This window comes from Microbacterium immunditiarum (assembly GCF_013409785.1).
In the GTDB taxonomy this organism is placed as follows: Bacteria; Actinomycetota; Actinomycetes; order Actinomycetales; family Microbacteriaceae; genus Microbacterium; species Microbacterium immunditiarum.
In genome coordinates this window covers 1,679,544-1,704,371 of record NZ_JACCBV010000001.1, presented here as the reverse complement: position 1 = coordinate 1,704,371, position 24,828 = coordinate 1,679,544, and the positions used below count along the sequence as shown (strand labels likewise).

Sequence of the window (24,828 nt, the reverse complement as noted above, 5' to 3'; positions counted from 1 at the left end):
CGGTCAGGCGGGCACGAGGAGCGCGACCGCGACGGCCTCGACGCCCTCTCCGCGGCCCGTGAAGCCCAGTGCGTCGGTCGTCGTGGCCGAGAGCGAGACGGATGCCCCGCCCAGCGCCTCCGACAGCGCACGCTCGGCCTCCGCCCGGCGCTCCGCGAAGCGCGGCCGGTTCGCGCGCACCTGCACGGCGACGTTGCCCACCGCCCAGCCCGCCTCGCCGACGAGACCCAGCGTGTGGGTGAGGAACACGCGGGCGTGGGCACCTTCGAACTCGGGCCTGTTCGTGCCGAAATGGGTGCCGATGTCGCCGAGTCCGGCGGCCGACAGCAGCGCGTCGACGATCGCGTGCGCGACGGCGTCGCCGTCGGAGTGGCCGCTGAGCGCGGGCTCGCCGGGCCACGCGAGTCCCGCGAGCCACAGCGTGCCGGAGCCGCCGAAGGCGTGCACGTCGGTGCCGACGCCCACCCTCGGCGCGCGCGGCGTGCGATCGAGCGATACCGGGATCGCGGGCACCGGGCTCTCGGTGACGAGCGCCCGCGCCCGTTCGAGGTCGGCGGCCGTCGTGATCTTGAACGCGAGCGCCTCGCCGTCGACGACGCCGATCTGGTGTCCGGCATCCGCCATCAACGCCGCATCGTCGGTGTACTCGCGGTCCGCGACGCGGTACGCCGCCTCGAGGGAGGCCCGCGCGAAGCCCTGCGGGGTCTGCGCCGCCGCGAGCTGCGACCGGTCCACGACGCCCGTGATGCGGTCGCCCTCGAGGCGCTTGATCGTGTCGACGACGGGCACGACCGGAACGATCCCCCAGTTCGTGCGGTCGATCGCCGACACGACGCGGTCGAACACGACGCCCGGCGTGAGGGCGCGGGCTGCGTCGTGCACGAGCACGATCTCGATTCCGGGCCACAGGGCGTCGAGCCCCGCCGCGACGGACTCCTGGCGTGTCGCGCCGCCCGTGACGACGCTCACGAGATCGCGCGACGCACCGGCCGCCGCTGCCGCTTCGAACAGGTCGGTCTCTGCCTCGCCCTCGCGTCCGGCGGGCGCGACGACGACGACCTGCGCCGTCTCGTGCGCGGCGAACAGGCCGTCGAGCGCGTGACGCAGGATCGTGTGCCTGCCGAGCCCGACGAACGCCTTGTGCTCGCCCGCTCCGAGTCGCGTGCCGGAACCGGCCGCGACGACCACGACGGCGACGCGAGGAGAGGGGGTGATGCTCACACCCTGAGGCTAGCGCGCGACTAGGACGCGAGGACCTCGTCGAGGATGACGCTGGCGCGCTCCTCGTCGGTCTTCTCGGCGAGCGCGAGCTCGGAGACGAGGATCTGCTTCGCCTTCGCGAGCATGCGCTTCTCGCCCGCCGACAGGCCGCGGTCCTGATCGCGGCGCCAGAGGTCGCGCACGACCTCGCTCACCTTGATGACGTCACCCGACGCGAGCTTCTCGAGGTTCGCCTTGTAGCGGCGGGACCAGTTCGTGGGCTCTTCGGTGAAGGGCGCGCGGAGCACTTCGAAGACGCGCTCGAGGCCCTCCTTGCCGATGACGTCACGGACGCCGACCAGGTCGACGTTGTCTGCGGGTACCTCGATGGTCAGGTCGCCCTGCGTGACGCGGAGCTTCAGATAGACCTTCTCTTCGCCTTTGATGATGCGGGTCTTCACTTCCGCGATCGTGGCAGCCCCGTGGTGCGGGTAAACGACCGTCTCGCCAACCTCAAAAAGCATGCAGTTATGTCCTTTCGGCAACTAATAGGATACCACAGGCGACATACGCTAAGGTTCTCACCCGCACCCCTGGGACCGTCCACCGAGGCCGGTCGGAGACCCGTAGAATGCAAGAGTTGCTGTCTTCGGCCCTGGGAGGATCCGTGATCAAATCGCGTCTCGTCGCGTCCGTCGCCCTGGCCGCCGCCGTCGCCCTGGGCACGAGCGGCTGCGCCATGGTCTCGACCCAGGCGACCACGATCCCCTACTCCCCGGCAGACGGCGTGAACGTCCCCGACTCGGGCCCGCTCAAGGTGCGCAACGTCCTCATCGTGGCCGACGAGGAGGGCGTCGACGGCAACTTCGTCGCCGCGATCGTGAACGACACCGACGAGGCTCAGACGCTGCGCGTCGAGTTCGGCGAGCCGGCCGAGCGCCTCACCGTGCGGGTGCCCGCGAACTCGGTCGTGAGCCTCGGCGAAGACGAGGAGCCGATCCTGCTCGAGGGCATCGACACCATGCCCGGCGCCGACATCGACATGTTCTTCCAGTCGGGCGACCACACCGGCGTCGTCCAGCCCGTGCCCGTGCTCGACGGCACGCTCCCGTATCTCGCCGACCTGGTTCCCTGAGCGGCCGAGCGCGGCTGAAGCCGGATACTGCCGGCCGCTCAGCCCTCGAACCGGTACCCGAGCCCGCGCACGGTCACAAGCATCTTGGGGTCGCTCGGGTTCTCCTCGACGCGTGACCGGATGCGCTTGATGTGCACGTCGAGAGTCTTCGTGTCGCCGAAGTAGTCGCTCCCCCACACGCGGTCGATGAGCTGCCCGCGCGTCAGCACGCGCCCGGCGTTGCGCATGAGCACCTCGAGCAGCTCGAATTCCTTCAGCGGCATGGCGATCTCACGGCCGTCGACGGCGACCGTGTGCCGGTCGACGTCGAGCGTCACCCGGCCACCCGTCAGCACGCGCTCGTCGAGGTCGGCGTCGAGCGCCGCCGTGCGGCGCAGCACCGCGCGCATGCGGGCGAGCAGCTCGCGCGACGAGTACGGCTTCGTGACGTAGTCGTCAGCCCCGAGTTCGAGCCCTACGACGATGTCGACCTCGGAGTCCTTGGCGGTCAGCATGATGATCGGGACGCTCGACGCTGCGCGCAGCTGCCGCGCGACCTCGGTCCCGGACATGCCGGGGAGCATGAGGTCGAGCAGCACGATGTCGGCCCCGTGCTCGTGGTACGCGGTCAGGCCCGTCGGGCCGTCTTCGGCGATCTCGACGTCGTACCCCTCGCGGCGCAGCAGGTACGCGAGCGGGTCTGCGAGGTCGGGCTCGTCCTCGACGATCAGGACACGGGTCATGGCTCTCCGTTCGTGGTCACGATGGCCGCTGCCGTCGGTGTGCGAGGCTTCTTCTTCGCCTTCTGCTTGGCCTTCCGGCGATTGCTCGCGCCGTCGCCTTCGGGAGGCGGGATCAGCGGGAGCCGGATCGTGAACGTCGACCCGCGCCCGGGACGGGACCACAGGCGCACCTCGCCGCCGTGACGCTGCACCGCGTGCTTGACGATCGACAGGCCCAGGCCCGTTCCGCCCGTGCGGCGCGAGCGCGCCTGATCCGCTCGGTAGAAGCGCTCGAAGATGCGGTCCTGTTCCCCTTCGGGGATCCCGACCCCGTGGTCGGTGACGGCGACCTCGACGACGCCGTCCGCGTCCTTGACGCCCACACCGACGGTGGCGCCCTCAGGCGAGTACGCGATCGCGTTCGCGATGAGGTTGCCGACCGCCTCGGTCAGGATCTGCGCGTCGCCGCGCACCCAGAGGCCGCGGCGGCCGCCGCGCGCGATCTCGACGCCGGCGGAGTCAGCCTGCACGACGTGGGCCTCGACGGCAGCCGTCACGATCTCGTCGACGGCGACGTCGCGAGTCTCGATCAGCTCGTCTGCTGCCTGCAGGCGCGAGAGATTCATGATGCGCGATGTCAGCAGCGCGAGACGCGACGCCTCAGCGGTGAGCCGCGAGGCGAACACCCTCACCTGCGCGGGATCGTCGGCGGCGGACTCGACCGCCTCCGCCAGGAGCGTCACCGCCCCGACGGGCGTCTTCAACTCGTGGCTCGTGTTCGCGACGAAGTCACGTCGCATCTGCTCGACGCGCTCCCGCTCGGTGATGTCGCGCATGACGACGAGGGTCAGCCGCGGAGAGATGACGCTCGCACGAACAGCGACGAGGCGCGGCTCGGCGGGCGGCGCGCCGCGGCGCAGTCGCAGCGTCTCGGTCACGGCGGCTTCGGCGTTCCGCGCGCGGCGCACGAGGTCGCGCAGACCGTCCGACGGGACGACGGCGCCCTCACCGAGCCCGAACGGGACGGCGCCGACGGATGCCGCGACCACCGTCCCCGACATGTCCACGACGACCGCGGCGTCTTCCATGGCGTGGAGCACCGCCGCGACGCCGTCGGGAATCACGGAAGACGTCTCACGGCGCATCCGCTCTCGCGCCCGCAGCGAGGCGAACACCACGGCGACGACGGAGCCCCCGAGGACCGCCCCGATGAGCAGGGCGAGCAGCGCAAGCTGCGTGGTGTCCATGGCTTCAAGCGTAGGCCGCCAGGAAGGAGCACATCGCGTGAGCCCGCACCGCACGCGGGGCGAGAGGCTACTATTCACTCTTCCGGCACCGGCCGTTAACCTTCGGCGGCGACAATCGCCGAGGCCGCGGATCGGCCCATGCCGCCATGTCCCTCGAAAGGTGCTGCGATGCGCGAAGTCTTCCATCAGTCGCTCGAGGACGTCCAGAACCGCCTCGTCGAGATCGCGGGGCTCGTGACCGTCGCGATCGACAAGGCGACACGGGCCTTCGAGGCGAGCGATGTCGCGCTCGCCGAGGAGGTCATCGAGGAGGACGCCGTCATCGACGACAAGGCGACCGCCCTCGACGAGCTCGCGATCGAGATCCTCGCGCGCCAGCAGCCCGTCGCGCGCGACCTGCGCATCGTCGTGAGCGCACTCCGCATGAGTGCGTCTCTCGAGCGCATGGGCGACATCGCCGAGCACATCGCGCAGCTCACGCGCATGCGCTTCCCCGAGCGGGCGATCCCCAAGGGGCTCAAATCGACGTTCACCAAGATGGGCAAGCTCGACACCGAGGTGGCGCGACGGCTCACCGAGCTGCTGCGCACCGAGGACCTCACGCTCGTCGAGGAGATCCGCAACTTCGACGACAAGCTCGACGACCTGCACGTCAGCGTGTTCGAGAAGGTGCTCAGCGACAGCTGGCAGGGCGACCCGTCCGCGACGGTCGACGCGACCCTCGCGAGCCGCTATCACGAGCGTTTCGCCGACCACGCGGTGTCGGTCGCGAAGAAGGTCCTCTACCTGTCGACCGGGGACTGGATGGTGCACACCGACACGATCGAGCTGCCCCTGGCGGACCAGCCCGGCTGATCGCGCCCGGCTACTTCTTGCCCTGGCTCGCGACCGCGGCGGCGCCGGCCGCGGCCGCCTCGGGGTCGAGGTACTCGCCCGGGCCGACCGGCATGAGATCCTCGCCGATGCGGTACACGAGCGGGATGCCCGTCGGGATGTTGAGCTCGGCGATGTCGGCGTCGCTGATGCCGTCGAGGTGCTTGACGAGCCCGCGCAGCGAGTTGCCGTGCGCCGTCACGAGCACCGTCTTTCCGGCCTTGAGGTCGGGCACGATCTCGTCGAACCAGTACGGCATCATGCGGTCGATCACGAGCTTGAGCGACTCGGTGCGGGGCACGTCGCCGTCGATGTCGGCGTAGCGCGGGTCGCCCACCTGGCTGTACTCGTCGTCGTCGGCCAGCGGCGGCGGCGGCACGTCGAACGAGCGGCGCCACAGCATGAACTGCTCCTCGCCGAACTCCTCGAGCGTCTCGGCCTTGTTCTTGCCCTGGAGCGCCCCGTAGTGGCGCTCGTTGAGCCGCCACGACCGCTTGACGGGGATCCACAGCCGATCAGCGGCCTCGAGCGCGATGTTCGCGGTCTGGATCGCTCGCGTGAGCACCGACGTGTGCAGCACATCGGGCAGGAGTCCCGTCTCGGCGAGCAGCTCACCGCCGCGCTGTGCCTCGGCGGCGCCCAGCTCAGTGAGACGCACGTCGACCCACCCGGTGAACTGGTTGGACTTGTTCCACGTGCTCTGGCCGTGGCGGAGCAGGATCAGCGTGTAGGGCTCGGTCATCCGCCCATGATATCGAGGGCCGGATGCCGCGCCTGGGCGATGATGGACGCATGGCCTCCTCACCCGTCGGGCAGGTGACTCGCGGCACGACGGGCACCAACCGGCTCCGCCGCGTCGATCGGTGGATCGCGCGTCACGCGGCGCTGCGACGGGCCGCCGATCCGCTCGTCGTCGACCTCGGCTTCGGGGCGAGCGGGGTCACGGCGCTTGAGCTGCACGCGCGGCTGGCCCGCACGCGGCCCGACGTCGAGGTCCTGGGCCTGGAGATCGATCCGGCGCGCGTCGAGCGCGCGCGCCGCCAGCTCGCCGAGGTGCGCGCCGGCCGCACGTCCTTCGCGCGCGACGCGCGCGTGTCGTTCGCGCTGGGCGGGTTCGAGGTCCCGGCTCCGCACGGGCGCCGCCCAGCCGTCATCCGCGCGATGAACGTGCTGCGGCAGTACGACGAGTCGGAGGTCGCCGACGCGTGGGGCCGCATGGCGGGCCGGCTCGCACCGGACGGACTGCTCGCCGAGGGCACGTGCGACGAGCTCGGCCGGATCGTCACGTGGGTCGCGATCGGAGCCGACGCCGCGCCGCGCAGCCTCAGCATCTCGCTGCGCCTGCCGTCGAGCGGCGGCGTGAGCGCGGCGGGCGCGGAGGCGTGGCATCCGTCGATCGCCGCGGAGCGGCTCCCGAAGGCCCTCATCCACCGCAATGTCCGCGGCGAGAGGGTCCACGAGCTGCTCACCGGCCTCGACCGCGAGTGGGAGCGCGCGGCCGCGCTGTCTCCGTTCGGCTCGGTGCACCGGTGGCAGGCCACCCTCGGGGCGCTCGTCGAACGGGGGTGGCCGCTCGTGGCGCGGTCGCGGTGGCGCCTGGGCGAGCTCACCGTGCCGTGGGCCGCGGTCGCGCCGCGGTGACGTCGACGGTCTGGATCAGGCGCGTGCGCGCCGCGAGAGCCGCGGGATGCGGGGAACGGATGCCGTCGCCCCCGCCTCGGGCGGCACGATGACCTGCTGCGCCGCGGCCACCGGACCCGCCTCGGTGTCGATCGTCAGCTCGGCGTCGACGGGCGTCGTGCGCCGCACGAGCGCGAGCGCGATCGGACCGTCCTCGTAGTGGAGCGCGGCCGACGTGATGGAGCCGACCACGACGTCGCCCGCGCGGACCTCGGCTCCGGGAGACGGAAGCACGCTGTCGCTCCCGTCGAGGTGGAGGGCGATGAGCCGCCGCGGCGGATGCCCGAGATTGTGCACCTTCGCGACGGTCTCCTGCCCCCGATAGCAGCCCTTGTCGAGGTGCACCGCTGTGCGGATCCAGTCGACCTCGTGCGGCAGCGTGCGCTCGTCGACCTCGCGAGAGCGGCGCGGCCGCCACGCTGCGACGCGCAGCGCCTCGGCCGCGACGGCGCCGGCGAGGGTCAGCTCGCCGTCGGCTGCCGCCCGCGCGAGGCGCTTCTCCTCGTCGCGTGTGACGATCGCCTCGGCCCAGCGTCGCTCTGCGCCGGGGTGCGGGTCGACGGGCGAATAGGCCCATCCGCCCACCGTCACGTTCGGCCACGGGTCGCGCCACACGAGCTCGACCCCCGCGGGGGCCGCGGGGCGCACCGGTGCGAACGCCTCGGGCGCGCCACCCACGACGGCGTACTCGTCGCCCGCGTCGCGAGGGTCGACCCGGAGGCGAAACCGCATCCTGCGGAGCCACTCGAGCAGTCCCTCCGCGTCGACCGCGTCGGCGATGAGCCACGTCGTCTCGCCGTCGTCGATGACGGATGCCTCGTGCTCGACGTGTCCCTGCGGATCGAGCACCAGCAGCTCCGCGCTCACACCGGGACCGAGCTCCTTGAGCGCCTGCGACGTGAGGGAGTCGAGCCACGACAGGCGGTCCTCGCCCGTCACCGCGAGCACGCGGCGATCGCCGAGCGGCACGATCGCCTTCCCCCCGGCGAGCGCGCGCTGCTCGGCGAGCGGGTTGCCGACGTGCAGCACCACGCCGTCTTCTACGACGGCGCCGGGGACGTAGGCGAACGGGCTGGTCATCAGTCCGCCCGGGCCAGGCGCGCCGACGCGTGCGAGGACAGCTCGGTGCCGAGCGCGGCGATGTCCCACGCCCACAGCAGGTGGTTCTCGACGAGTCCGTACATGCGCGTCGCGGCGGCGTAGTTCTTCGCGCCGGCGGTGCGCACAACGGCATCCGTCGCGATGTCGATGCGCGGACCGCGGATCTGGCCGAGATACAGCTCGCTCACGCCGTCGGCGTGCACGAGCGAGACCTCGATGTCGAAACCGCCCCCCGCGTTGCGAAGCGCCTCGACGTCGTCGGCGGTGCGCGTCGAGGGCCCTTCGATCGCCGGGAGCAGCCCGGGACCGGGGTCGGCGTCGGTGGACTGGCGCGACAGCCGCCAGAAGCCCATCTCGGCGACGAGCGGCTCGCGCGGAGCATCCGGATCGTCACCCAGCAGCCATGCCGTGGCCGAGTAGTTGAGGTAGTCGCCGCCGTCGTGGCTGAAGCTCACGCGGTGTGCGAACTCACCGGAGAACCGATGACCGGATGCCTCGTAGTCGATGACGCCCGTGCCCTCCCACACCCCGATCAGCCACGCGAACGGGACGAGGTCCGCGGGAAGGTCGGTCGGCAGGTCGATCACGACGCCGCCCGTCAGCGCTGGCCGCGGTAGAGGTTCCAGACCACGACGCCCGAGACGAAGACGATGGCCAGCGAGGCAAGCGCGAGAAGGCCCACGAAGAAGAGTTCGAGCGCGACGAGGTCCATGGCCCCACTCTACCCCCGGGCGATGACGCCGGCCGCCGCACGGTCAGACCGAGAACAGCGACGCGAGCCCGAATCCGAGGCTCAGGATGCCGAGCACGACGAACGCTCCGAGGACGCTCGCGCCGACCCGCTGCGTGAAGCCCTGGGAGCGGCCGTACGAGAGCTGGACGACGAACGAGACGATGAGGCATGCGGCGAGCCCGACCGCGAGCCACTGCGCGCGCCACCCGAGCGGGACGAAGACGGCGATCGCGATGCCCACGAGGGCCGCCACGATCCAGACGGCGATGATGCCGCCGATCGTGCGGCGGGGGACGAGTTCCGGCACGGCCACCCCTCCATTCTCGCGCAGTCTCCCGCCCCGCGTCATCATGCGCCGCAAGACGCCCCACGCACCGGCGTCGCGCGTGCCTTTACACTTGGGGGCACGGCGCGCCCGTCGCCGGGAGGGCCCCCCTTGGCACAGCTTCTCGTTCTGAGCTCCACCCACGGAGGCGGCCCTGTCCTGCCTTCGCTCGAACTGCTGAGCCATCGTATGCGCCTCATCGCAGCCGAGCCCGCTCAGCTCGTGAACGCTCCGAGCGCCGACGTGATCTTCGTCGACGCCCGCGTCGACCTCGTCGGAGCGAAGTCGCTGTGCAAGATCCTGAACACGACGGGCCTCGACGCCCCGCTGATCCTGGTCGTGACCGAGGGCGGCCTCACGGCGGTCTCGACGGACTGGGGTGTCGACGACGTCATCCTCGTGACGGCGGGCCCCGCCGAGGTCGACGCGCGCATCCGGCTGGCGATCGGGCGGCAGACGGCCGCCGACCAGGGGTCGACCCGCATCCAGACCTCCGGCATCACGATCGACGAGTCCTCGTACTCGGCGAAGGTGCACGGCAAGCCGCTCGACCTCACGTACAAGGAGTTCCAGCTCCTGCACTTCTTCGCGACGCATCCGTCCCGCGTGTTCACTCGCGAGCAGCTCCTGAGCGAGGTGTGGGGCTACGACTACTTCGGCGGCACGCGCACGGTCGACGTGCACGTGCGGCGGCTGCGGGCGAAGCTCGGCGACCTCGAGCAGCTCATCGGCACGGTCCGCAACGTCGGCTACCGATTCAACGTGTACGAGGACGACCAGATCCCCGCCCCGCGCACGCGCAGCGACACCCGCAGCGAGGCGTGAGCCGATCCCCCGCACGTCACCCGCGTTTGCAATGATGTGTTGATGATCGAACAGGACGTGCTCGACGCCGGACTCGGCGACGCGGACGACGACGACTTCGACCTCGACGAGGCGTTCGACTCACAGCTGCCCGACAACCGCTACCTCGATCGGGAGCTGAGCTGGCTGGCGTTCAACCAGCGCGTTCTCGAACTGGCCGAAGACCCGTTCGTACCGCTGCTCGAACGCGCCAACTTCCTCGCGATCTTCGCGAGCAACCTCGACGAGTTCTTCATGGTTCGGGTCGCGGGCCTCAAGCGCCGCATCGTGACCGGCCTCGCGATCCCCACGAACGTCGGCCGCTCGCCGCAGGAGGTGCTCGCCGACATCTCGGCCGAGGCGCACCGCCTGCAGCTGCGCCACGCGGACGTGTGGCTCAACCAGGTCAAGCCGGCCCTCGTCGACGAAGGCATCTCGATCGTCGGATGGGACGAGCTCGACGATGAGGATCGCGACCGCCTGAGCGACTACTTCCACGCGCAGGTGTTCCCGGTGCTCATGCCGCTCGCGGTCGACCCGGCGCATCCGTTCCCGTACATCTCGGGACTCTCGCTGAACCTCGCGATCCGCATCCGCAATGCCCGCACCGGCCGTCAGGAGTTCGCGCGCCTCAAGGTGCCGCCGATGCTCCCCCGCTTCGTACAGGTCTCAGACGGCGATTCGGGCGTGCGCTACGTGCGCCTCGAGGAGCTCATCTCGAACCACCTCGGCGACCTCTTCCCGGGCATGGAGATCCTCGACCACCACGCGTTCCGCCTCACCCGCAACGAGGACGTCGTGATCGAGGAGGACGAGACCGAGAACCTCATCCAGGCGCTCGAGGCCGAGCTGCTGCGCCGCCGCTTCGGCCCGCCGATCCGGCTCGAGGTCGGCGACGACATGGACGAGCTGACGCTCGACCTGCTCCTGAAGGAGCTCGACATCACGGCGCAGGAGGTCTACCGCATCCCCGGTCCGCTCGACCTGCGCGGGCTCTTCGACCTCGCCCGCATCGACCGTCCCGACCTGCACTACACCCCGCACGTGCCGACGACGCCCGTGGCGTTCCAGCCGGGCGACAACAACCAGCGCGCCGACATCTTCGCGGCGATCCGCAAGGGCGACGTGCTCGTGCACCACCCGTACGAGTCGTTCGCGACGAGCGTGCAGGCCTTCCTCGAGCAGTCGGCGCGCGACCCCCACGTGCTCGCGATCAAGCAGACCCTCTACCGCACGTCCGGCGACAGCCCGATCGTGCAGGCGCTCATCGACGCGGCCGAGGCGGGCAAGCAGGTACTCGCGCTCGTCGAGGTCAAGGCCCGCTTCGACGAGGCGGCCAACATCGTGTGGGCGCGCAAGCTCGAGAAGGCCGGCGTCCACGTCGTCTACGGCCTCGTCGGCCTCAAGACCCACTGCAAGCTCGCGCTGGTCATCCGCGAGGAGGAGGGGGTCCTCCGCCATTACAGCCACGTCGGAACGGGCAACTACAACCCGAAGACGAGCCGCATCTACGAGGACTTCGGCCTGTTCACGGTCGACCCCGAGGTCGGACGAGACCTCACGCGCCTGTTCAACGAGCTGAGCGGCTACGCGATCGAGAAGAAGTTCAAGCGCCTGCTCGTCGCGCCGCTCCACCTGCGCAAGGGGCTGCTGAGGCTGATCGAGAAGGAACGGCGTCACGCGCTCGCGGGCAAGCCGTCCGGCATCCGCATCAAGGTCAACTCGATGGTCGACGAGCAGATCATCGACGCGCTGTACCGCGCGAGCCAGGCCGGTGTCCCCGTCGAGGTGTGGGTGCGCGGCATCTGCTCGCTCAAGCCGGGCGTGGCCGGCATGAGCGAGAGCATCACGGTGCGCAGCATCCTCGGCCGGTACCTCGAGCACTCGCGCATCTTCGCGTTCCACAACCAGGGCGACCCGCAGGTGTACATTGGCAGCGCCGACATGATGCACCGCAACCTCGACCGCCGCGTCGAGGCGCTCGTGCGGGTCGTGGCGCCCGCGCACATCGCGGCACTCACCGAGCTCTTCGACCGCGCGATGTCCGACAAGACGAGTTCGTGGTGGCTCGGGCCGGACGGCGAGTGGACCCGGCACCACCTGGATGAATCGGGCCAGCCGCTCATCGACCTCCAGGACCGCACGATGATGAGCGTGCAGCGTCGCCGGCGCGCTCGGGCGGTTCGATGACGGACCTCGCCGTCTACGCCGCGGGCGGCGTCGTGTGGCGTGTGGTGGAGGGCAAGCTGCTCGTGCTCCTCATCCACCGCACGCGGTACCGCGACGTGACGCTGCCCAAGGGCAAGGTCGATCCCGGCGAGACGCTCGCCGAGACGGCCGCGCGCGAGATCTTCGAGGAGACCGGCATCCGCGTCGTGCTCGGCGTGCCCGTGGGCGTCTCGCGCTACCACATGCCCAACAAGCGGCAGAAGATCGTGCACTACTGGGCGGCAGAGGCGACGGATGCCGCGATCCGCGCCTCCGCGTTCGTGCCCAACCGCGAGATCGCCGCGCTCGAGTGGGTCCCTCTGCGGAAGGCGATGGGGCGGCTGAGCTACCCCGTCGACGTCGAGATCCTCGAGCACTTCAACCGCATCGTCGAGGAGGGGGTGCTCGGCACGTTTCCGCTCGTCGTGCTGCGCCACGCGAGATCCGTCTCGCGCGACGAATGGAAGGGCAAGGACCGCAAGCGTCCCCTGACCTCGCGCGGCCGCAAGCAGGCCAAGGCGCTCGTCGGCCCCCTTCGCGCGTTCGGCGTGCGCAAGATCGTCTCGAGCCCCGCCGTGCGGTGCGTCGAGACGATCGAGCCGCTCGCGCGCGCGCTCGACCGGCGGATCGAGACGACGAAGCTCCTCAGCCAGGACGCGTGGGAGAAGGGCACGTCCGACGCGCGGGCGGTCGTGGGCCAGCGAGTCCGGGCGCGCAAGCCCGCCGTGCTGTGCAGCCACGGCCCCGTGCTCCCCGACATCCTCAGCGAGCTCGCACTTGCGACGGGCACCCTGCGCGGCTCGTACCTCGGCAGCGCGTCGGCCCTCGAGCCGGCCGCGTTCTCGGTCGTGCACCTCTCGGTCGACAACCCCGGATCGGGGATCGTCACGATCGAGACTCACGTGCCCAAGGACTGACCCACCCGCTCGCGCGTCCGATTCCGGGCCCTCTCCCGTTCACCGTCCGTTCACCGGCGCACTCCACTCTGGTAACGACCGGTGTCTACGTTTCAGTGCGAACCCCGCACCGGGTGACTCAATCCCTGAAACGTGAAGAAGGATCCACTGTGAAGATCTCCCGCATCGCCCAGGTGGGCGCTGTCGCCGCAATCGCGGCCCTCACGCTGTCGGCCTGCGCCGCGAACGAGCAGAGCGGTGGCGACGCCACTGACCCCGACACCCCCACCCTGTCGGGGCAGCTCGCGGCCGCAGGGGCGTCCTCGCAGGACGTCGCCGTGCAGGCCTGGGCCGCCGGCTTCCAGACCCTCAACTCCGACGCGACCGTCACGTACGAGCCGTCGGGCTCCGGCGCGGGTCGCGAATCGTTCCAGGCGGGCGCCGTCGACTTCGCCGGGTCGGACCGCGCGTTCACGACCGACGAGATCGCCGAGGGCCCGTTCGACGCGTGCGTCGACGGCTCGGGCATCATCCAGCTTCCCTCGTACATCTCGCCGATCGCCGTGATCTTCAACCTCGACGGGGTCGACACGCTCAACATGGATGCCGCGACCATCGCCGGCATCTTCGCGGGTGAGATCACCAACTGGAACGACCCCGCCATCGCCGCGCTGAACGAGGGCACCGAGCTGCCCGACCTCGCGATCACGCCGGTGCACCGCGCCGACGACTCGGGCACCACCGAGAACTTCACCGACTACCTCTTCCAGGCCGCACCCGACGTGTGGACGTGGGAGCCGGATGGCGTGTGGCCGTTGCAGAGCGGCGAGGCCGCGCCTCAGACCTCGGGCGTCGTCGCGGCCGTCGACGGCGGCACCGGGACGATCGGCTACGCCGACGCGTCCCGTGCCGAGGGCTTCGGCACGGTCGCGGTGCAGATCGGCGATGAGTTCGTCTCGTACTCACCCGAGGCGGCGGCGGCGATCGTCGACGCGTCCCCCCTGGAGGAGGGCCGCACTGCGGGCGACCTCGCGATCGCCCTCGACCGCACGCCGGACGAGGCCGCGTACCCGATCGTGCTCGTGAGCTACATGGTCGCCTGCGAGGAGTACGCCGACGCGGCGATCGCACCGCTCGTGAAGGGCTTCCTCGAGTACGTCATCAGCCCCGAGGGTCAGCAAGCCGCGGCTGAGGCCGCCGGCAGCGCTCCCATCTCGGACTCGCAGCGCGAGTCGATGCAGTCGGCGCTCGACCTGATCGTCACCGAGTAACTCCACACACCACCCGCACCCGGCCCGGCGTCTCATGCCGGGCCGGGTGAACCCATGAGAGGCCGACAGAGGGACCAGCACCCCATGACGACGACAATCGCTCCGGCACCGGCGCCGCCCAAGGCGAAGCAGCGACCGGGCGACCGATGGTTCTCGGCGACCGCGCTGGCTGCCGGAACCATGATCCTCGTGACGCTCGCCGCCGTCGCGATCTTCCTCATCGTCCAGTCGATCCCCGGCATGACCGCGACGCCCGAGACCGCCTCGATCCTGAGTGGCAGCTTCTGGGACTATGTCTGGCCGCTCGCCTTCGGCACGGTCTGGGCCTCTCTCCTCGCCCTTGTGATGGCGGTGCCGCTGTCGGTGGGCGTCGCCCTCTTCATCTCGCACTACGCGCCACGACGGCTCGCCCAGGGGCTCGGCTACATCGTCGACCTGCTCGCCGCGGTGCCGTCCGTCGTGTTCGGCCTCTGGGGGATCCTCGTGCTCGCCCCGGCCGTCCAGCCCGTCTACGTGTGGCTCAACGCGAACATGGGATGGTTCCCCCTGTTCGGCGGAACCGTGTCCGGCACCGGCCGCACGATCTTCACCGCCGCCATCGTGCTCGCGGTGATGGTCGTGCCGATCATCACCGCGATCTGCCGGGAGATCTTCCTGCAGACCCCGGTCCTCCACGAGGAAGCCGCCCTCGCGCTCGGCGCGACCCGGTGGGAGATGATCCGGATGGCGGTGTTCCCCTTCGGCCGCAGCGGCATCGTGTCGGCATCGATGCTCGGCCTCGGTCGCGCGCTCGGCGAGACGATGGCGGTGGCGATGGTCCTCTCATCGGCGAACATCATCACCTTCCGGCTCTTCACCTCCGAGAATCCGGGCACGATCCCCGCCAACATCGCCCTGACCTTCCCCGAGGCCTACGGGACGAACATCAACGTCCTCATCGCCACGGGCCTCATCCTCTTCATCGTGACGTTCGCCGTGAACGCGCTCGCGCGCTGGATCGTCAGCCGTCGCAAGGAATTCTCGGGGGCCAACTGACATGACCGTGACGACTGCTCCCCCCTCGTCGCCCGCGCCGTCGACGGCGACGGACCCGACGCGGCGGCTGACCAGCGGCCACCTGTCGGGATGGGTCCCGTGGGCGATCCTCGTCGCGAGCGCGATCTTCGGGGCGCTGCTGATGGGAGTGTTCGCGCTCGCGGACGGCACGGGATTCAACATCGCCGGCTGGGCGATCGTCTCGGCGCTCCTGTACCTGGTGCTCATCACCTCGGTATCGACCCTCGTCGAGGGCCGACGTCGCGCCGTCGACCGCCTGGTGACCGGAGTGGTCACGGTCGCCTTCGCGATCGCGATGATCCCGCTCGTCTCGGTCGCATGGACGGTCGTCGTCAACGGCATCGCGGGCATCTCTGCCGACTTCTTCTCGATGTCGATGCGCAACGTCGTGGGCGAAGGCGGCGGCGCGCTCCACGCGATCGTGGGTACGCTCCTGATCACGCTCGCGGCTGCGGTCATCTCGATCCCGATCGGCATCTTCACCGCGATCTATCTCATCGAGTACGGCGAGGGCAGGCGCGTCGCGCGCGGCATCACGTTCCTCGTCGACGTCATGACCGGCATCCCCTCGATCGTCGCGGGCCTGTTCGCGTACGCCGTCTTCGCCCTCATCTTCGGTCCCGGCATCCGACTCGGCATCATGGGCTCAGTCTCGCTCGCGGTCCTCATGATCCCGGTCGTCGTCCGCTCGAGCGAAGAGATGCTGCGCCTCGTGCCGAATGAGCTGCGAGAGGCGTCCTATGCGCTCGGCGTGCCGAAGTGGCGCACGATCGTGAAGGTCGTGCTGCCCACCTCGATGGCCGGGATCACGACGGGCGTGATGCTGTCGATCTCGCGCGTCATCGGCGAGACGGCGCCCCTGCTTCTGACGGCGGGCGTCACCACCTCTATGAACTACAACCTCTTCGAGGGCCGGATGATGACCCTTCCCGTCTTCGCCTACTCCCAGTACATGAACCAGGGCATACCAGCGCAGGCATACATCGACCGTGCGTGGGCCGCCGCGCTGACGCTGATCGTGATCGTCATGGTGCTGAATCTCATCGCGCGCGGCGTCGCGAGGATCTTCTCCCCCAAGCTCGGCCGATGAGCGCCCGACCGGCCCCGAACCAGTGAATCGAACCAAGAGGAATCGTGTCCAAGAGCATCGAAGTCAACGACCTGAACGTCTACTACGGCGACTTCCTGGCCGTCGAGGGTGTGAGCCTCGACATCGAACCGCGCAGCGTCACGGCCTTCATCGGCCCGTCGGGCTGCGGCAAGTCGACATTCCTGCGCACCCTCAACCGCATGCACGAGGTGATCCCCGGCGCGCGTGTCGAGGGCGAGGTGCTGCTGGACGGCGAGAATCTGTATGAGCCCAACGTCGACCCCGTGCTCGTACGCCGCCAGGTCGGAATGGTCTTCCAGCGGCCGAACCCGTTCCCGACGATGTCGATCCGCGAGAACGTTCTGGCAGGCGTCAAGCTCAACAACCGGCGCATCTCGAAGTCCGACGCCGACGACCTCGTCGAGCGCTCGCTGCGCGGCGCGAACCTGTGGAACGAGGTGAAGGACCGGCTCGACAAGCCCGGCTCGGGTCTGTCGGGCGGTCAGCAGCAGCGACTGTGCATCGCGCGCGCGATCGCGGTGTCGCCCGACGTGCTTCTCATGGACGAGCCGTGCTCGGCCCTCGATCCGATCTCCACCTACGCGATCGAGGAGCTGATCGCCGAGCTCAAGCAGGAGTACACGATCGTCATCGTGACGCACAACATGCAGCAGGCGTCCCGCGTGTCCGACAGGACCGCCTTCTTCAACATCGCCGGCACGGGCAAGCCGGGCAAGCTCATCGAGTACGACGACACGCGTACGATCTTCACGACGCCGTCGGTGCAGGCCACCGAGGACTACGTCTCCGGCCGGTTCGGATAGTCCGCAGGCTCAGTCGCCCAGGCTCAGTCGCGCGGGCTCAGCAGGTACGCATTGAGCGACCCGGTGAAGGGGGGATCGAACGGCAGGGGCTCCCCGTCGACGGCCACCACGGGGACGGCCAGGCGCACGCTCGAGACGAGCCACGCGGCATCCGCCTCTCGCAGAGCCGCCACCGGCACGTCTTCGTAGGCGGTCTGGAAGCCGCGCCGCTCGAGCTCGTCGAAGAGGCTGAGCTGGGTCGTGCCGTGCAGGATCCCCGCGCCGGGAGTGGGCGTCACGAACACATCGCCGCGGCGCAGGATGACCGACGACGTCGGTCCTTCGAGCACGAAGCCGTCCGACGACACGAACACGGCGTCGTCGGCGCCGCGGCGCTTCGCTTCGCGGATCGCGGCCATGTTGACCGCGTACGACAGCGTCTTCGCACCCAGCAGCAGCCACGGCGCCCGCGACGGCGTGTCGATGCCGTAGCCGCGGTCGAGCGTCACGACGCGGACCCCGCGCTCGCGCGCGGACGTGTTGTCGGCGGCCGGGGCCGCGATGACCCAAGCGGTGGGCGTCGGGCCGTGCTCGATGCCGCGGCTCAGGATGAGCTTGATGACAGCCTCACCCGGCCCGCACGCGGCCGCGGCAACCGCGACAGCCTGGCGCCACTGCTCGAGATGCGGCACCGGCAGATCGCACAGCGCCGCCGAGTGCGTGAGGCGCTCGAGGTGCGCCGCGACCTCCTGCGCGTGGCCGTCGACGACCCCGATCGACTCGAAGACGCCGTCGCCGCGCTGCGTGCTCAGCTCACCGACGGTGAGGGCGGGAGCCGACGCGTCGATGACCGTGAACGTGCCGGCGAAATCGTGACGGGGATCATCGGATGCCGCGGGCTCGATCACGAGCGCGAAACGCCAGGTCATCCTCCGAGCCTAATCGCGCCGGAATAGACCACCGTCCGCAGCCGTTACACTGGATCGGCCGGGCCGCAGTAACCCCGGGCTCCAACTTCTGCCGCTGCGAGCGGCCTCGCGCCGAGAGGCGTTCTGCGGCCCGGCACTCTCGTACCCGCGGGTCTCCGCCGCTTCAGGTCAGCGAGTCGCGCCGCCACAGGGCCGCGCACGCGGTGAGGTCCACGGCGTAGGTCGACAGGCGCAACGCGCGCGTCGTGAGGGCGGACGCCCGGTCGGGCTCGGTGCCCTCGTAGTCGTCGGCCAGATGGCTCGCGCCCGACGCCTGCACGCGGCAGAAGGCCGCTGCGCGATCGAGCGCGACCGCGAAGTCGCCCTGGAACAGTCCGCGCAGGATCGTGTCGACGAGCGCGACGAGCTCGTCGGGACCGGCGGGCGACGGCGCCCCGGCGATGACGTCGTCGGCGGACATGAGCTCGCTGCGCCCCCGCTCGTACAGCAGGGCGGCGGTGATGGGATCGTCATGGATCATCAGCTGCAGCAGGTACAGCCGCCACAGCGCGCCCGGAAGGGACCGGGCGGGCGACCGCGACCACAGCTCCGCGATGTCGTCGATGCCGTGGTCGTCGGTGAACGCGACGAGCCGCTCGACGACGGCCGAGTCGGGCTTCTCCCGCACGCGCGTGAGCAGCGCGCTCGCCGTGGCGTGGGCGACGCGCGAGACCTCAGCAGGGTCCTCAGCCGAGAACAGCCGGTCGAAGAGCTCGGCCGGCCGCCGTACGGGCTTGTGGAAATCCCTCGATTCGCTCACCCGGTCAAGGGTACTCCCGGCCCTCGGAGGCGGCCCCGCGGGGTGGCCCTTGCATCGATCGGCCGCCAGGTCAAGGGCGTCTTGGCGGGAAGGGGGCGAAGCGTAGCGTGAACCTGCCCGAGTCACGAGGCCGTGTTGACGGGCAGGGGGATTCAGATCATGACGGATGTACGCGAGATCAGCGGACCGGCCACCGGCGAGCTGCTCGGTGGGCGGTATCGCCTCGAGGAGTGCATCGGCGTCGGCGGGATGGCCCGCGTCTACCGCGCGGAGGACACGCTGCTGCACCGCACGGTCGCCATCAAGATGCTCCAGGGTCCGTTCTCCGAGCCGGGCGGCCAGGAGCGCGCCGAGGCCGAGACGTCGGCCCTCGCGACGCTCAACCACCACTCGCTCGTGACCCTCTTCGACGCCCACGTATCGCGCGACGACGTCAGCTTCCTCGTGATGGAGCACGTCGAAGGGCGCACCCTGCGCGACCTCATCGCCGATGGCCCGGTCGATCAGGACGAGCTCGCGGCGATCGCCGTCGACATCGCAGAGGGCCTCCATCTCGCCCACGCCGCCGGCATCGTGCACCGCGACATCAAGCCGTCGAACATCCTCCTGTGCGAGTCGCCCCTGCCGGGGCATCCGTGGCGTGCCAAGGTCGCCGACTTCGGAATCGCGTACCTGCTCGACTCCGCGCGGATGACGAACCCGGGCATCGTGATCGGCACGATCGCCTACATCGCCCCCGAGCAGGCGCGCGGGGCCGCGCCCGCACCGCCGGCCGACATCTACGCCTTCGGCATCATGCTGCTCGAGGCGATGACCGGCAGGCGGCCGTTCGGCGAGGCCGAGGGCTTCGGCGCGGTGACCGCCCGCCTCGTGCGGTCGCCCGAGATCCCCGAGCACCTCGATGAGACGTGGAAGTGCCTGCTGCGGGGCATGACGGCCTCACGGCCCGAGGACCGGCCGACGGCCCTCGAAGTCGCGGCGACGCTCGCCGGCCAGGCCGCCGTAGCGCGTTCCCGCGCCGACACGGTGACCGTGAGCACCGAGCCGCTGACGATTCCCGCCGAGTGGATGCGCGAGGAGCCGGTCACGCCCAAGCCGATCGCCGCCGTGCCCGAGAGGACGGATGCCGCGACCGCGGTGTACCCGTCGGCCTACCCCATCGAGGATCGCGATCACCCGGCGCCGCCTCGCCGTCGGCGCACGCGCGGCGTCTTCGTCGCAATCGTCGCAGCCGCGGCGCTGCTCACGGCCGCGATCGTCATGGTGATGTGGCTGCCCGGGCTGGGTGCCGCCGCGCCGTTCACCGACCGCAGTCCGAACCCGGCGTACACGTCAGAAGTGGAGCCTCAGGACTCGGTGGCCGAGGAGACGGTCGACGAGGCTCCCGTCGAGCAGCAGACCGTCGACCAGGGGGTGGTCGATCAGCGCGGCGACCCCGCTCCCGCCGAACAGGGATCGATCAACCAGAGGCCCATCGAGCAACGGCAGGCCGAGCAGGGACCCGCCGACAACGCGCCGGCCGAGCCGGTCGGCGTCTCCGGCACCTCCGAAGGCTCAAGCAGCGGCGGGGGCAACCCGAACAGCGGACCGGGCGACAACGGCGCCAACGGAGACCGCAGCGACTCGAACAGCGGCAGCGGCAACGGCCGCGGAGGCAACGAATAGCCCATCCGTCGGGGGTCAGGGGTCGTCCTGCATCGCCCGCGACCGCCAATTGTCGCCCGCCCGTTCGAGGGTGACGATGGCGTGGCAGTTGCGGCATCGCACATCGCACTTCGCGATCTCGGCCGTGAGAACGGCGATCGAGAAGCCCTCATCGACCATGCGCATGACGTCTTTGCGCTTGTCGCTGCCGGGGCGATGGTCGAAGTCGAGGCACACTTCCTGAAGCCCGTCTGCGCGGGACGCTTTCGATTGAACTCGGCGAGTGGCTTAGACTGCCGACAGGTGCCGCAGGTCTTCTGCGGCACTTCGCCCAGCCCCCGTAGCTCAGAGGCAGAGCAACCGGCTTTTAACCGGTGGGTCGAGATATCGTAATTCTCCGGGGGCACACCACCTTCCTAGTTCTCGGCTCCGACATCGACGGATGCCCGGGTCGGCGACCCGCGGGTCGAGGGTTCGAGCCCCTCCGGGCCCACGACACGGGCCGCCCCTCCAGGCCTACCATCTCAACGCGCCGCGGTGACCCTGGTGGAGGCATCCGGTCCTCGGTATCGTCCCGGGCATGACGCCTCGCATCGGTGTGGATGGGCCGGCTTCAGACGCTCTGCTCGCAGCGGGGCGGTTCTTCACGCGGTGGGATCAGACCCCCGATCATCGCGCGGCGTTCCTCGAGGGAGGGCGCGAGGGCGACGTCTTCTATAGGGACAGATGGAGCCACGACAAGGTCGTCCGCTCGACGCACGGCGTGAACTGCACGGGATCCTGTTCGTGGAAGGTCTACGTGAAGGACGGGATCATCACGTGGGAGGCGCAGCAGACGGACTACCCGAGCGTCGGACCGGACCGTCCCGAATACGAGCCCCGCGGGTGCCCCCGCGGGGCTGCGTTCTCTTGGTACACCTACTCCCCCACGCGCGTGCGCTACCCGTACGTGCGGGGCGCGCTGCTCGAGGCGTACCGCGAGGCGCGCTCCCGTACGGGCGACCCCGTGCTCGCGTTCGGCGAAGTGACGAAGAACCCTGAGACGCGCCGCCGATACCAGCGGGCGCGCGGCAAGGGCGGCCTCGTGCGCGCGAGCTGGCGCGAGGCGGTCGAGCTCGTCGCGGCAGGGTACGTCCACACGATCAAGGAGTATGGTCCCGACCGCGTCGCGGGTTTCTCGCCCATCCCGGCGATGTCGATGGTGTCGCACTGCATCGGCACGCGGTTCACGCAGCTCGTCGGCGGCGTCATGACGAGCTTCTACGACTGGTACGCCGACCTCCCGGTCGCGAGCCCCCAGGTCTTCGGCGACCAGACCGACGTCCCCGAGTCGGGCGACTGGTGGGACGCGACCTACCTCATGATGTGGGGCTCGAACGTGCCCGTCACGCGCACGCCCGATGCGCACTGGATGACCGAGGTGCGCTACCGCGGCACGAAGGTCGTGACGGTGAGCCCCGACTACGCCGACAACACGAAGTTCGCCGACGAGTGGCTGCCGTGCCAGGCGGGGACGGATGCCGCGCTCGCGATGGCGATGGGACACGTCATCCTCAAGGAGCGCTACGTCGACTCGCGCGTGCCGTTCTTCGTCGACTACACGCGTCAGTACACCGACCTGCCGCACCTCATCACGCTCGTGCCGCACACAGGCGGCGGGCTCGTTCCGGGCAAGTTCCTCACGGCTGCCGACCTCGGGGAACAGGCGCCGGAGGACGCGTGGAAGACGGTCGTGCTCGACGCGGCATCCGGTGCCCCTCGCGTGCCGAACGGCTCGATGGGCTTCCGCTACGCCGACTCGGGTGAGGGTCGCTGGAACCTCGACCTCGAGGGCATCGTCCCCGCGCTGTCGGTGCGCGACGCGAAGGTGAGCGAAGAGCCCGCGGAGGTGCTGCTCCCCCGCTTCGACGCCCCGGACGGATCGGGTGAGGTCATGCGGCGCGGCGTGCCGGCGACCCGCGTGCACGGGGTTCTCGTCACAACGGTCCTCGACCTGCTGCTCGCGCAGTACGGCGTGGGACGCGAGGGGCTGCCGGGCGAGTGGCCGACCGGCTACGACGATCCGACGACGCCGTACACGCCCGCGTGGCAGGAGGACATCACGGGAGTCTCCGCCGAGGCGTGCACGCGCATCGCGCGGGAGTTCGCCAACAACTCCGCCGAGTCGGGCGGACGGTCGATGGTCATCATGGGCGCGGGCATCTGCCAGTGGTTCCACGGCGACGCGACATACCGCGCGATCCTCGCGATGCTCATCCTCACCGGCTCGATGGGCCGCAACGGCGGCGGGTGGGCGCACTACGTCGGGCAGGAGAAGTGCCGCCCCATCACGGGGTGGATCTCGCTCGCGAACGCGCTCGACTGGGCGCGGCCGCCGCGCACGATGATCGGCACCGCCTACTGGTACATGCACACCGACCAGTGGCGCTTCGACGGCTACAGCGCCGACGCGCTCGCATCGCCCCTCGCCGAGGGCAACCTCGACGGCCTGCACACCGCCGACACGATCGCGCAGTCGGCACGCCTCGGCTGGATGCCCTTCTACCCGCAGTTCGACCGCAATCCGCTCGACCTCGCCGACGAGGCCGCCGACGCGGTCGAAACGGGGCAGGCTCCGGATGCCGCGTCCTACGTCGTCCGCCAGCTCGCCGACGGCGTGCTCAAGCCCGCGATCTCCGATGTCGACGCCCCCGAGAACTGGCCGCGGCTGCTGACCCTGTGGCGGTCGAACCTCCTCGGCTCGAGCGCGAAGGGCAACGAGTACTTCCTCAAGTACCTCCTCGGAACGCACAGCAATGTGATGGCGTCGGACGAGGCATCCGTTCGCCCTCGTGATGTCGCGTGGCGCGACGAGATCCCCGAGGGAAAGCTCGACCTGCTCGTGTCGGCCGACTTCCGCATGACCTCGACGACACTGCTGTCGGATGTCATCTTCCCGGCGGCGACGTGGTACGAGAAGCACGACCTCTCGTCGACCGACATGCACCCGTTCGTGCACGCGTTCACGCCGGCGATCGACCCGCCGTGGGAGGCGCGCAGCGACTTCGACCTGTTCCACGCGATCGCGCGCGAGCTGTCCGAGATGGCGAAGAAGCACCTCGGCGTGCGCCAGGACCTCGTGTCGGTGCCGATGCAGCACGACACCCCGGGCGAGACGGCTCAGCCGGGAGGCGTCGTGCGCGACTGGGCACGCGGTGACGTCGACCCTGTACCGGGACGCACGATGCCGCAGCTCATGGTCGTCGAGCGCGACTACACCGCGATCGCCGACAAGCTCGCGGCGATCGGGCCTCTCGCCGACAAGCTCGGGTTCACGGTCAAGAACGTCACGTACGACGTCTCGCACGAGGTGGAGCGGCTCGCGAAGATGCACGGCGTGTACCCGTCCGGACCCGCGGCGGGGCGTCCCGCGATCGACACCGACGTGAAGCTCGCCGAGGCGATCCTCACGTTCTCGGGCACGACGAACGGCGAGCTCGCATGGCAGGGGTTCCGCACGCTCGAGAAGCGCGTCGGCAAGCCGCTGGCCGACCTCGCGGCAGGCTCGGAGGAGAAGCACATCACGTTCGCGATGACGCAGGCGGCGCCCGTGCCCGTCATCACGTCTCCCGAGTGGTCGGGCTCCGAGACGGGCGGGCGACGATACGCGCCGTTCACGGTCAACATCGAGCGCCTCAAGCCCTTCCACACGCTCACCGGGCGCATGCACTTCTACCTCGACCACGACTGGATGCGCGACCTCGGCGAGGCGATGCCGATCTACCGCCCGCCGCTCGATCTGCACCGGCTGTTCGGCGAGCCGAGGCTCGGGCCCGACGGCGCACAGCAGGTGACGGTGCGGTACCTCACCCCGCACTCGAAGTGGTCGATCCACTCGGAGTACCAGGACAACCTCTTCATGCTGTCGCTCTCGCGCGGCGGGCCGACCGTGTGGATGAGTCCGCAGGACGCGGCCGCGATCGCCGCGGCCGACAACGACTGGGTCGAGTGCGTCAACTCCAACGGCGTGCTCGTGGCCCGCGCGATCGTGTCGCACCGGATGCCCGAAGGCGTCGTCTACGTGCACCACGCGCAGGAGCGCACGATCGACGTGCCGAAGTCCGAGGCGACCGGCAGGCGCGGGGGCATCCACAACTCGGTCACTCGGCTGCTCGTCAAGCCCACGCACCTCATCGGCGGGTACGCGCAGCTCTCGTACACGTTCAACTACCTCGGCCCGACGGGGAACCAACGCGACATGGTGGCGACGATCCGCCGCCGAAGCCAGGACGTGGAGTACTAGGAGGTGATGTGC

23 protein-coding genes and 1 tRNA gene are annotated in these 24,828 nt (G+C 70.1%); 13 read left to right on the top strand and 11 right to left on the bottom strand.

What is annotated here, in order from left to right; translation table 11 throughout:
- Positions 1–3: 3 nt before the first annotated feature.
- Positions 4–1,221, bottom strand: coding sequence for a 2-C-methyl-D-erythritol 4-phosphate cytidylyltransferase (gene ispD, locus BJ991_RS07825; RefSeq protein WP_179488956.1), 1,218 nt, complete (start codon positions 1,219–1,221; stop codon positions 4–6).
- Between the two features lie 20 nt (positions 1,222–1,241).
- A complete protein-coding gene (locus tag BJ991_RS07820; protein ID WP_179488954.1) occupies positions 1,242–1,724 on the bottom strand; it encodes a CarD family transcriptional regulator in 483 nt (160 codons plus the stop codon).
- A 143-nt stretch (positions 1,725–1,867) separates the two neighbouring features.
- Here BJ991_RS07820 and BJ991_RS07815 point away from each other — a divergent pair, with 143 nt between their 5' ends.
- On the top strand, positions 1,868–2,335 hold the full coding sequence (locus BJ991_RS07815; RefSeq protein ID WP_343048684.1) for a DNA modification methylase: 468 nt from the start codon (positions 1,868–1,870) through the stop codon (positions 2,333–2,335).
- Positions 2,336–2,373: 38 nt separating this feature from the next.
- Here BJ991_RS07815 and BJ991_RS07810 read toward each other — a convergent pair whose 3' ends face one another.
- Both BJ991_RS07810 and BJ991_RS07805 read right to left on the bottom strand, forming a co-directional pair.
- Positions 2,374–3,057, bottom strand: a complete 684-nt coding sequence (locus BJ991_RS07810) for a response regulator transcription factor (RefSeq protein ID WP_179488952.1) — start codon at positions 3,055–3,057, stop codon at positions 2,374–2,376.
- Positions 3,054–4,283 (bottom strand): sensor histidine kinase, encoded by a 1,230-nt coding sequence (locus tag BJ991_RS07805; RefSeq protein ID WP_179488950.1) that lies wholly within the window; start codon positions 4,281–4,283, stop codon positions 3,054–3,056. The genes BJ991_RS07810 and BJ991_RS07805 overlap by 4 nt, the downstream gene beginning before the upstream one ends.
- A 168-nt stretch (positions 4,284–4,451) precedes the next feature.
- Here BJ991_RS07805 and phoU point away from each other — a divergent pair, with 168 nt between their 5' ends.
- Positions 4,452–5,138 (top strand): phosphate signaling complex protein PhoU, encoded by a 687-nt coding sequence (phoU, locus tag BJ991_RS07800; protein ID WP_179488948.1) that lies wholly within the window; start codon positions 4,452–4,454, stop codon positions 5,136–5,138.
- A 10-nt stretch (positions 5,139–5,148) separates the two neighbouring features.
- On the opposite strand, the gene BJ991_RS07795 is transcribed toward phoU, so the two are convergent.
- Positions 5,149–5,898, bottom strand: coding sequence for a phosphoglyceromutase (locus BJ991_RS07795; protein ID WP_179488946.1), 750 nt, complete (start codon positions 5,896–5,898; stop codon positions 5,149–5,151).
- Positions 5,899–5,948: 50 nt separating this feature from the next.
- On the opposite strand from BJ991_RS07795, the gene BJ991_RS07790 reads away from it, so the two are divergent.
- Positions 5,949–6,797 (top strand): class I SAM-dependent methyltransferase, encoded by an 849-nt coding sequence (locus tag BJ991_RS07790; RefSeq protein WP_179488944.1) that lies wholly within the window; start codon positions 5,949–5,951, stop codon positions 6,795–6,797.
- A 15-nt stretch (positions 6,798–6,812) separates the two neighbouring features.
- On the opposite strand, the gene ygfZ is transcribed toward BJ991_RS07790, so the two are convergent.
- The 3 genes from ygfZ to BJ991_RS07775 form a co-directional block, all read right to left on the bottom strand.
- Positions 6,813–7,916, bottom strand: a complete 1,104-nt coding sequence (gene ygfZ / locus BJ991_RS07785; RefSeq protein ID WP_179488942.1) for a CAF17-like 4Fe-4S cluster assembly/insertion protein YgfZ — start codon at positions 7,914–7,916, stop codon at positions 6,813–6,815.
- Positions 7,916–8,524: a heme-binding beta-barrel domain-containing protein gene (locus tag BJ991_RS07780; protein ID WP_179488941.1), complete on the bottom strand. Its 609-nt coding sequence runs from the start codon at positions 8,522–8,524 to the stop codon at positions 7,916–7,918. Before BJ991_RS07780 ends, ygfZ begins: the two co-directional genes overlap by 1 nt.
- 168 nt (positions 8,525–8,692) lie before the next feature.
- Positions 8,693–8,983, bottom strand: coding sequence for a hypothetical protein (locus BJ991_RS07775; RefSeq protein WP_179488939.1), 291 nt, complete (start codon positions 8,981–8,983; stop codon positions 8,693–8,695).
- Positions 8,984–9,106: 123 nt separating this feature from the next.
- Between BJ991_RS07775 and BJ991_RS07770 the strand changes: the two genes are divergently transcribed.
- The 7 genes from BJ991_RS07770 (at position 9,107) to pstB (ending at position 17,183) form a co-directional block, all read left to right on the top strand.
- Positions 9,107–9,820, top strand: a complete 714-nt coding sequence (locus tag BJ991_RS07770; protein ID WP_179488937.1) for a response regulator transcription factor — start codon at positions 9,107–9,109, stop codon at positions 9,818–9,820.
- Between the two features lie 42 nt (positions 9,821–9,862).
- The gene (locus BJ991_RS07765; RefSeq protein WP_179488935.1) at positions 9,863–12,028 is read left to right on the top strand and encodes an RNA degradosome polyphosphate kinase; all 2,166 of its coding nucleotides are present in this window, start codon (positions 9,863–9,865) and stop codon (positions 12,026–12,028) included.
- Positions 12,025–12,963, top strand: a complete 939-nt coding sequence (locus BJ991_RS07760) for an NUDIX hydrolase (RefSeq protein WP_179488933.1) — start codon at positions 12,025–12,027, stop codon at positions 12,961–12,963. Before BJ991_RS07765 ends, BJ991_RS07760 begins: the two co-directional genes overlap by 4 nt.
- A gap of 149 nt (positions 12,964–13,112) precedes the next feature.
- On the top strand, positions 13,113–14,213 hold the full coding sequence (gene pstS, locus BJ991_RS07755) for a phosphate ABC transporter substrate-binding protein PstS (protein ID WP_179488932.1): 1,101 nt from the start codon (positions 13,113–13,115) through the stop codon (positions 14,211–14,213).
- Positions 14,214–14,297: 84 nt separating this feature from the next.
- A complete protein-coding gene (gene pstC / locus BJ991_RS07750) occupies positions 14,298–15,248 on the top strand; it encodes a phosphate ABC transporter permease subunit PstC (protein WP_179488931.1) in 951 nt (316 codons plus the stop codon).
- Position 15,249: 1 nt separating this feature from the next.
- Entirely contained in the window at positions 15,250–16,359 is a 1,110-nt protein-coding gene (gene pstA, locus BJ991_RS07745) for a phosphate ABC transporter permease PstA (protein ID WP_179488930.1), read from the top strand.
- 44 nt (positions 16,360–16,403) lie between these two features.
- Complete coding sequence (pstB, locus tag BJ991_RS07740) at positions 16,404–17,183, top strand: phosphate ABC transporter ATP-binding protein PstB (protein WP_179488929.1); 780 nt, start codon at positions 16,404–16,406, stop codon at positions 17,181–17,183.
- Positions 17,184–17,206: 23 nt separating this feature from the next.
- Here pstB and BJ991_RS07735 read toward each other — a convergent pair whose 3' ends face one another.
- Together BJ991_RS07735 and BJ991_RS07730 are read right to left on the bottom strand one after the other, a co-directional pair.
- Positions 17,207–18,091, bottom strand: coding sequence for an aminodeoxychorismate lyase (locus BJ991_RS07735; RefSeq protein WP_179488928.1), 885 nt, complete (start codon positions 18,089–18,091; stop codon positions 17,207–17,209).
- A gap of 163 nt (positions 18,092–18,254) precedes the next feature.
- The gene (locus BJ991_RS07730) at positions 18,255–18,890 is read right to left on the bottom strand and encodes a DNA-directed RNA polymerase subunit beta (protein WP_179488927.1); all 636 of its coding nucleotides are present in this window, start codon (positions 18,888–18,890) and stop codon (positions 18,255–18,257) included.
- Positions 18,891–19,049: 159 nt separating this feature from the next.
- Here BJ991_RS07730 and BJ991_RS07725 point away from each other — a divergent pair, with 159 nt between their 5' ends.
- A complete protein-coding gene (locus tag BJ991_RS07725; protein WP_179488926.1) occupies positions 19,050–20,555 on the top strand; it encodes a serine/threonine-protein kinase in 1,506 nt (501 codons plus the stop codon).
- Positions 20,556–20,570: 15 nt separating this feature from the next.
- Here the strand turns inward: BJ991_RS07725 and BJ991_RS07720 are convergent, their stop codons facing one another.
- Positions 20,571–20,771 (bottom strand): hypothetical protein, encoded by a 201-nt coding sequence (locus BJ991_RS07720; RefSeq protein WP_179488925.1) that lies wholly within the window; start codon positions 20,769–20,771, stop codon positions 20,571–20,573.
- A 97-nt stretch (positions 20,772–20,868) separates the two neighbouring features.
- On the opposite strand from BJ991_RS07720, the gene BJ991_RS07715 reads away from it, so the two are divergent.
- Together BJ991_RS07715 and BJ991_RS07710 are read left to right on the top strand one after the other, a co-directional pair.
- Positions 20,869–20,940, top strand: a tRNA-Lys gene (locus tag BJ991_RS07715).
- Between the two features lie 174 nt (positions 20,941–21,114).
- On the top strand, positions 21,115–24,816 hold the full coding sequence (locus BJ991_RS07710) for a nitrate reductase subunit alpha (protein ID WP_179488923.1): 3,702 nt from the start codon (positions 21,115–21,117) through the stop codon (positions 24,814–24,816).
- Positions 24,817–24,828 lie beyond the last annotated feature (12 nt).

Bases quoted from the DNA above. Each gene is read 5' to 3' on its own strand.
- BJ991_RS07820 (WP_179488954.1), bottom strand. From the start codon at position 1,724: ATGCTTTTTGAGGTTGGCGAGACGGTCGTTTACCCGCACCACGGGGCT.
- BJ991_RS07810 (WP_179488952.1), bottom strand. From the start codon at position 3,057: ATGACCCGTGTCCTGATCGTCGAGGACGAGCCCGACCTCGCAGACCCG.
- BJ991_RS07805 (WP_179488950.1), bottom strand. From the start codon at position 4,283: ATGGACACCACGCAGCTTGCGCTGCTCGCCCTGCTCATCGGGGCGGTC.
- phoU (WP_179488948.1), top strand. From the start codon at position 4,452: ATGCGCGAAGTCTTCCATCAGTCGCTCGAGGACGTCCAGAACCGCCTC.
- BJ991_RS07795 (WP_179488946.1), bottom strand. From the start codon at position 5,898: ATGACCGAGCCCTACACGCTGATCCTGCTCCGCCACGGCCAGAGCACG.
- BJ991_RS07790 (WP_179488944.1), top strand. From the start codon at position 5,949: ATGGCCTCCTCACCCGTCGGGCAGGTGACTCGCGGCACGACGGGCACC.
- ygfZ (WP_179488942.1), bottom strand. From the start codon at position 7,916: ATGACCAGCCCGTTCGCCTACGTCCCCGGCGCCGTCGTAGAAGACGGC.
- BJ991_RS07765 (WP_179488935.1), top strand. From the start codon at position 9,863: ATGATCGAACAGGACGTGCTCGACGCCGGACTCGGCGACGCGGACGAC.
- BJ991_RS07760 (WP_179488933.1), top strand. From the start codon at position 12,025: ATGACGGACCTCGCCGTCTACGCCGCGGGCGGCGTCGTGTGGCGTGTG.
- pstC (WP_179488931.1), top strand. From the start codon at position 14,298: ATGACGACGACAATCGCTCCGGCACCGGCGCCGCCCAAGGCGAAGCAG.
- pstA (WP_179488930.1), top strand. From the start codon at position 15,250: ATGACCGTGACGACTGCTCCCCCCTCGTCGCCCGCGCCGTCGACGGCG.
- BJ991_RS07735 (WP_179488928.1), bottom strand. From the start codon at position 18,091: ATGACCTGGCGTTTCGCGCTCGTGATCGAGCCCGCGGCATCCGATGAT.
- BJ991_RS07725 (WP_179488926.1), top strand. From the start codon at position 19,050: ATGACGGATGTACGCGAGATCAGCGGACCGGCCACCGGCGAGCTGCTC.
- BJ991_RS07710 (WP_179488923.1), top strand. From the start codon at position 21,115: ATGACGCCTCGCATCGGTGTGGATGGGCCGGCTTCAGACGCTCTGCTC.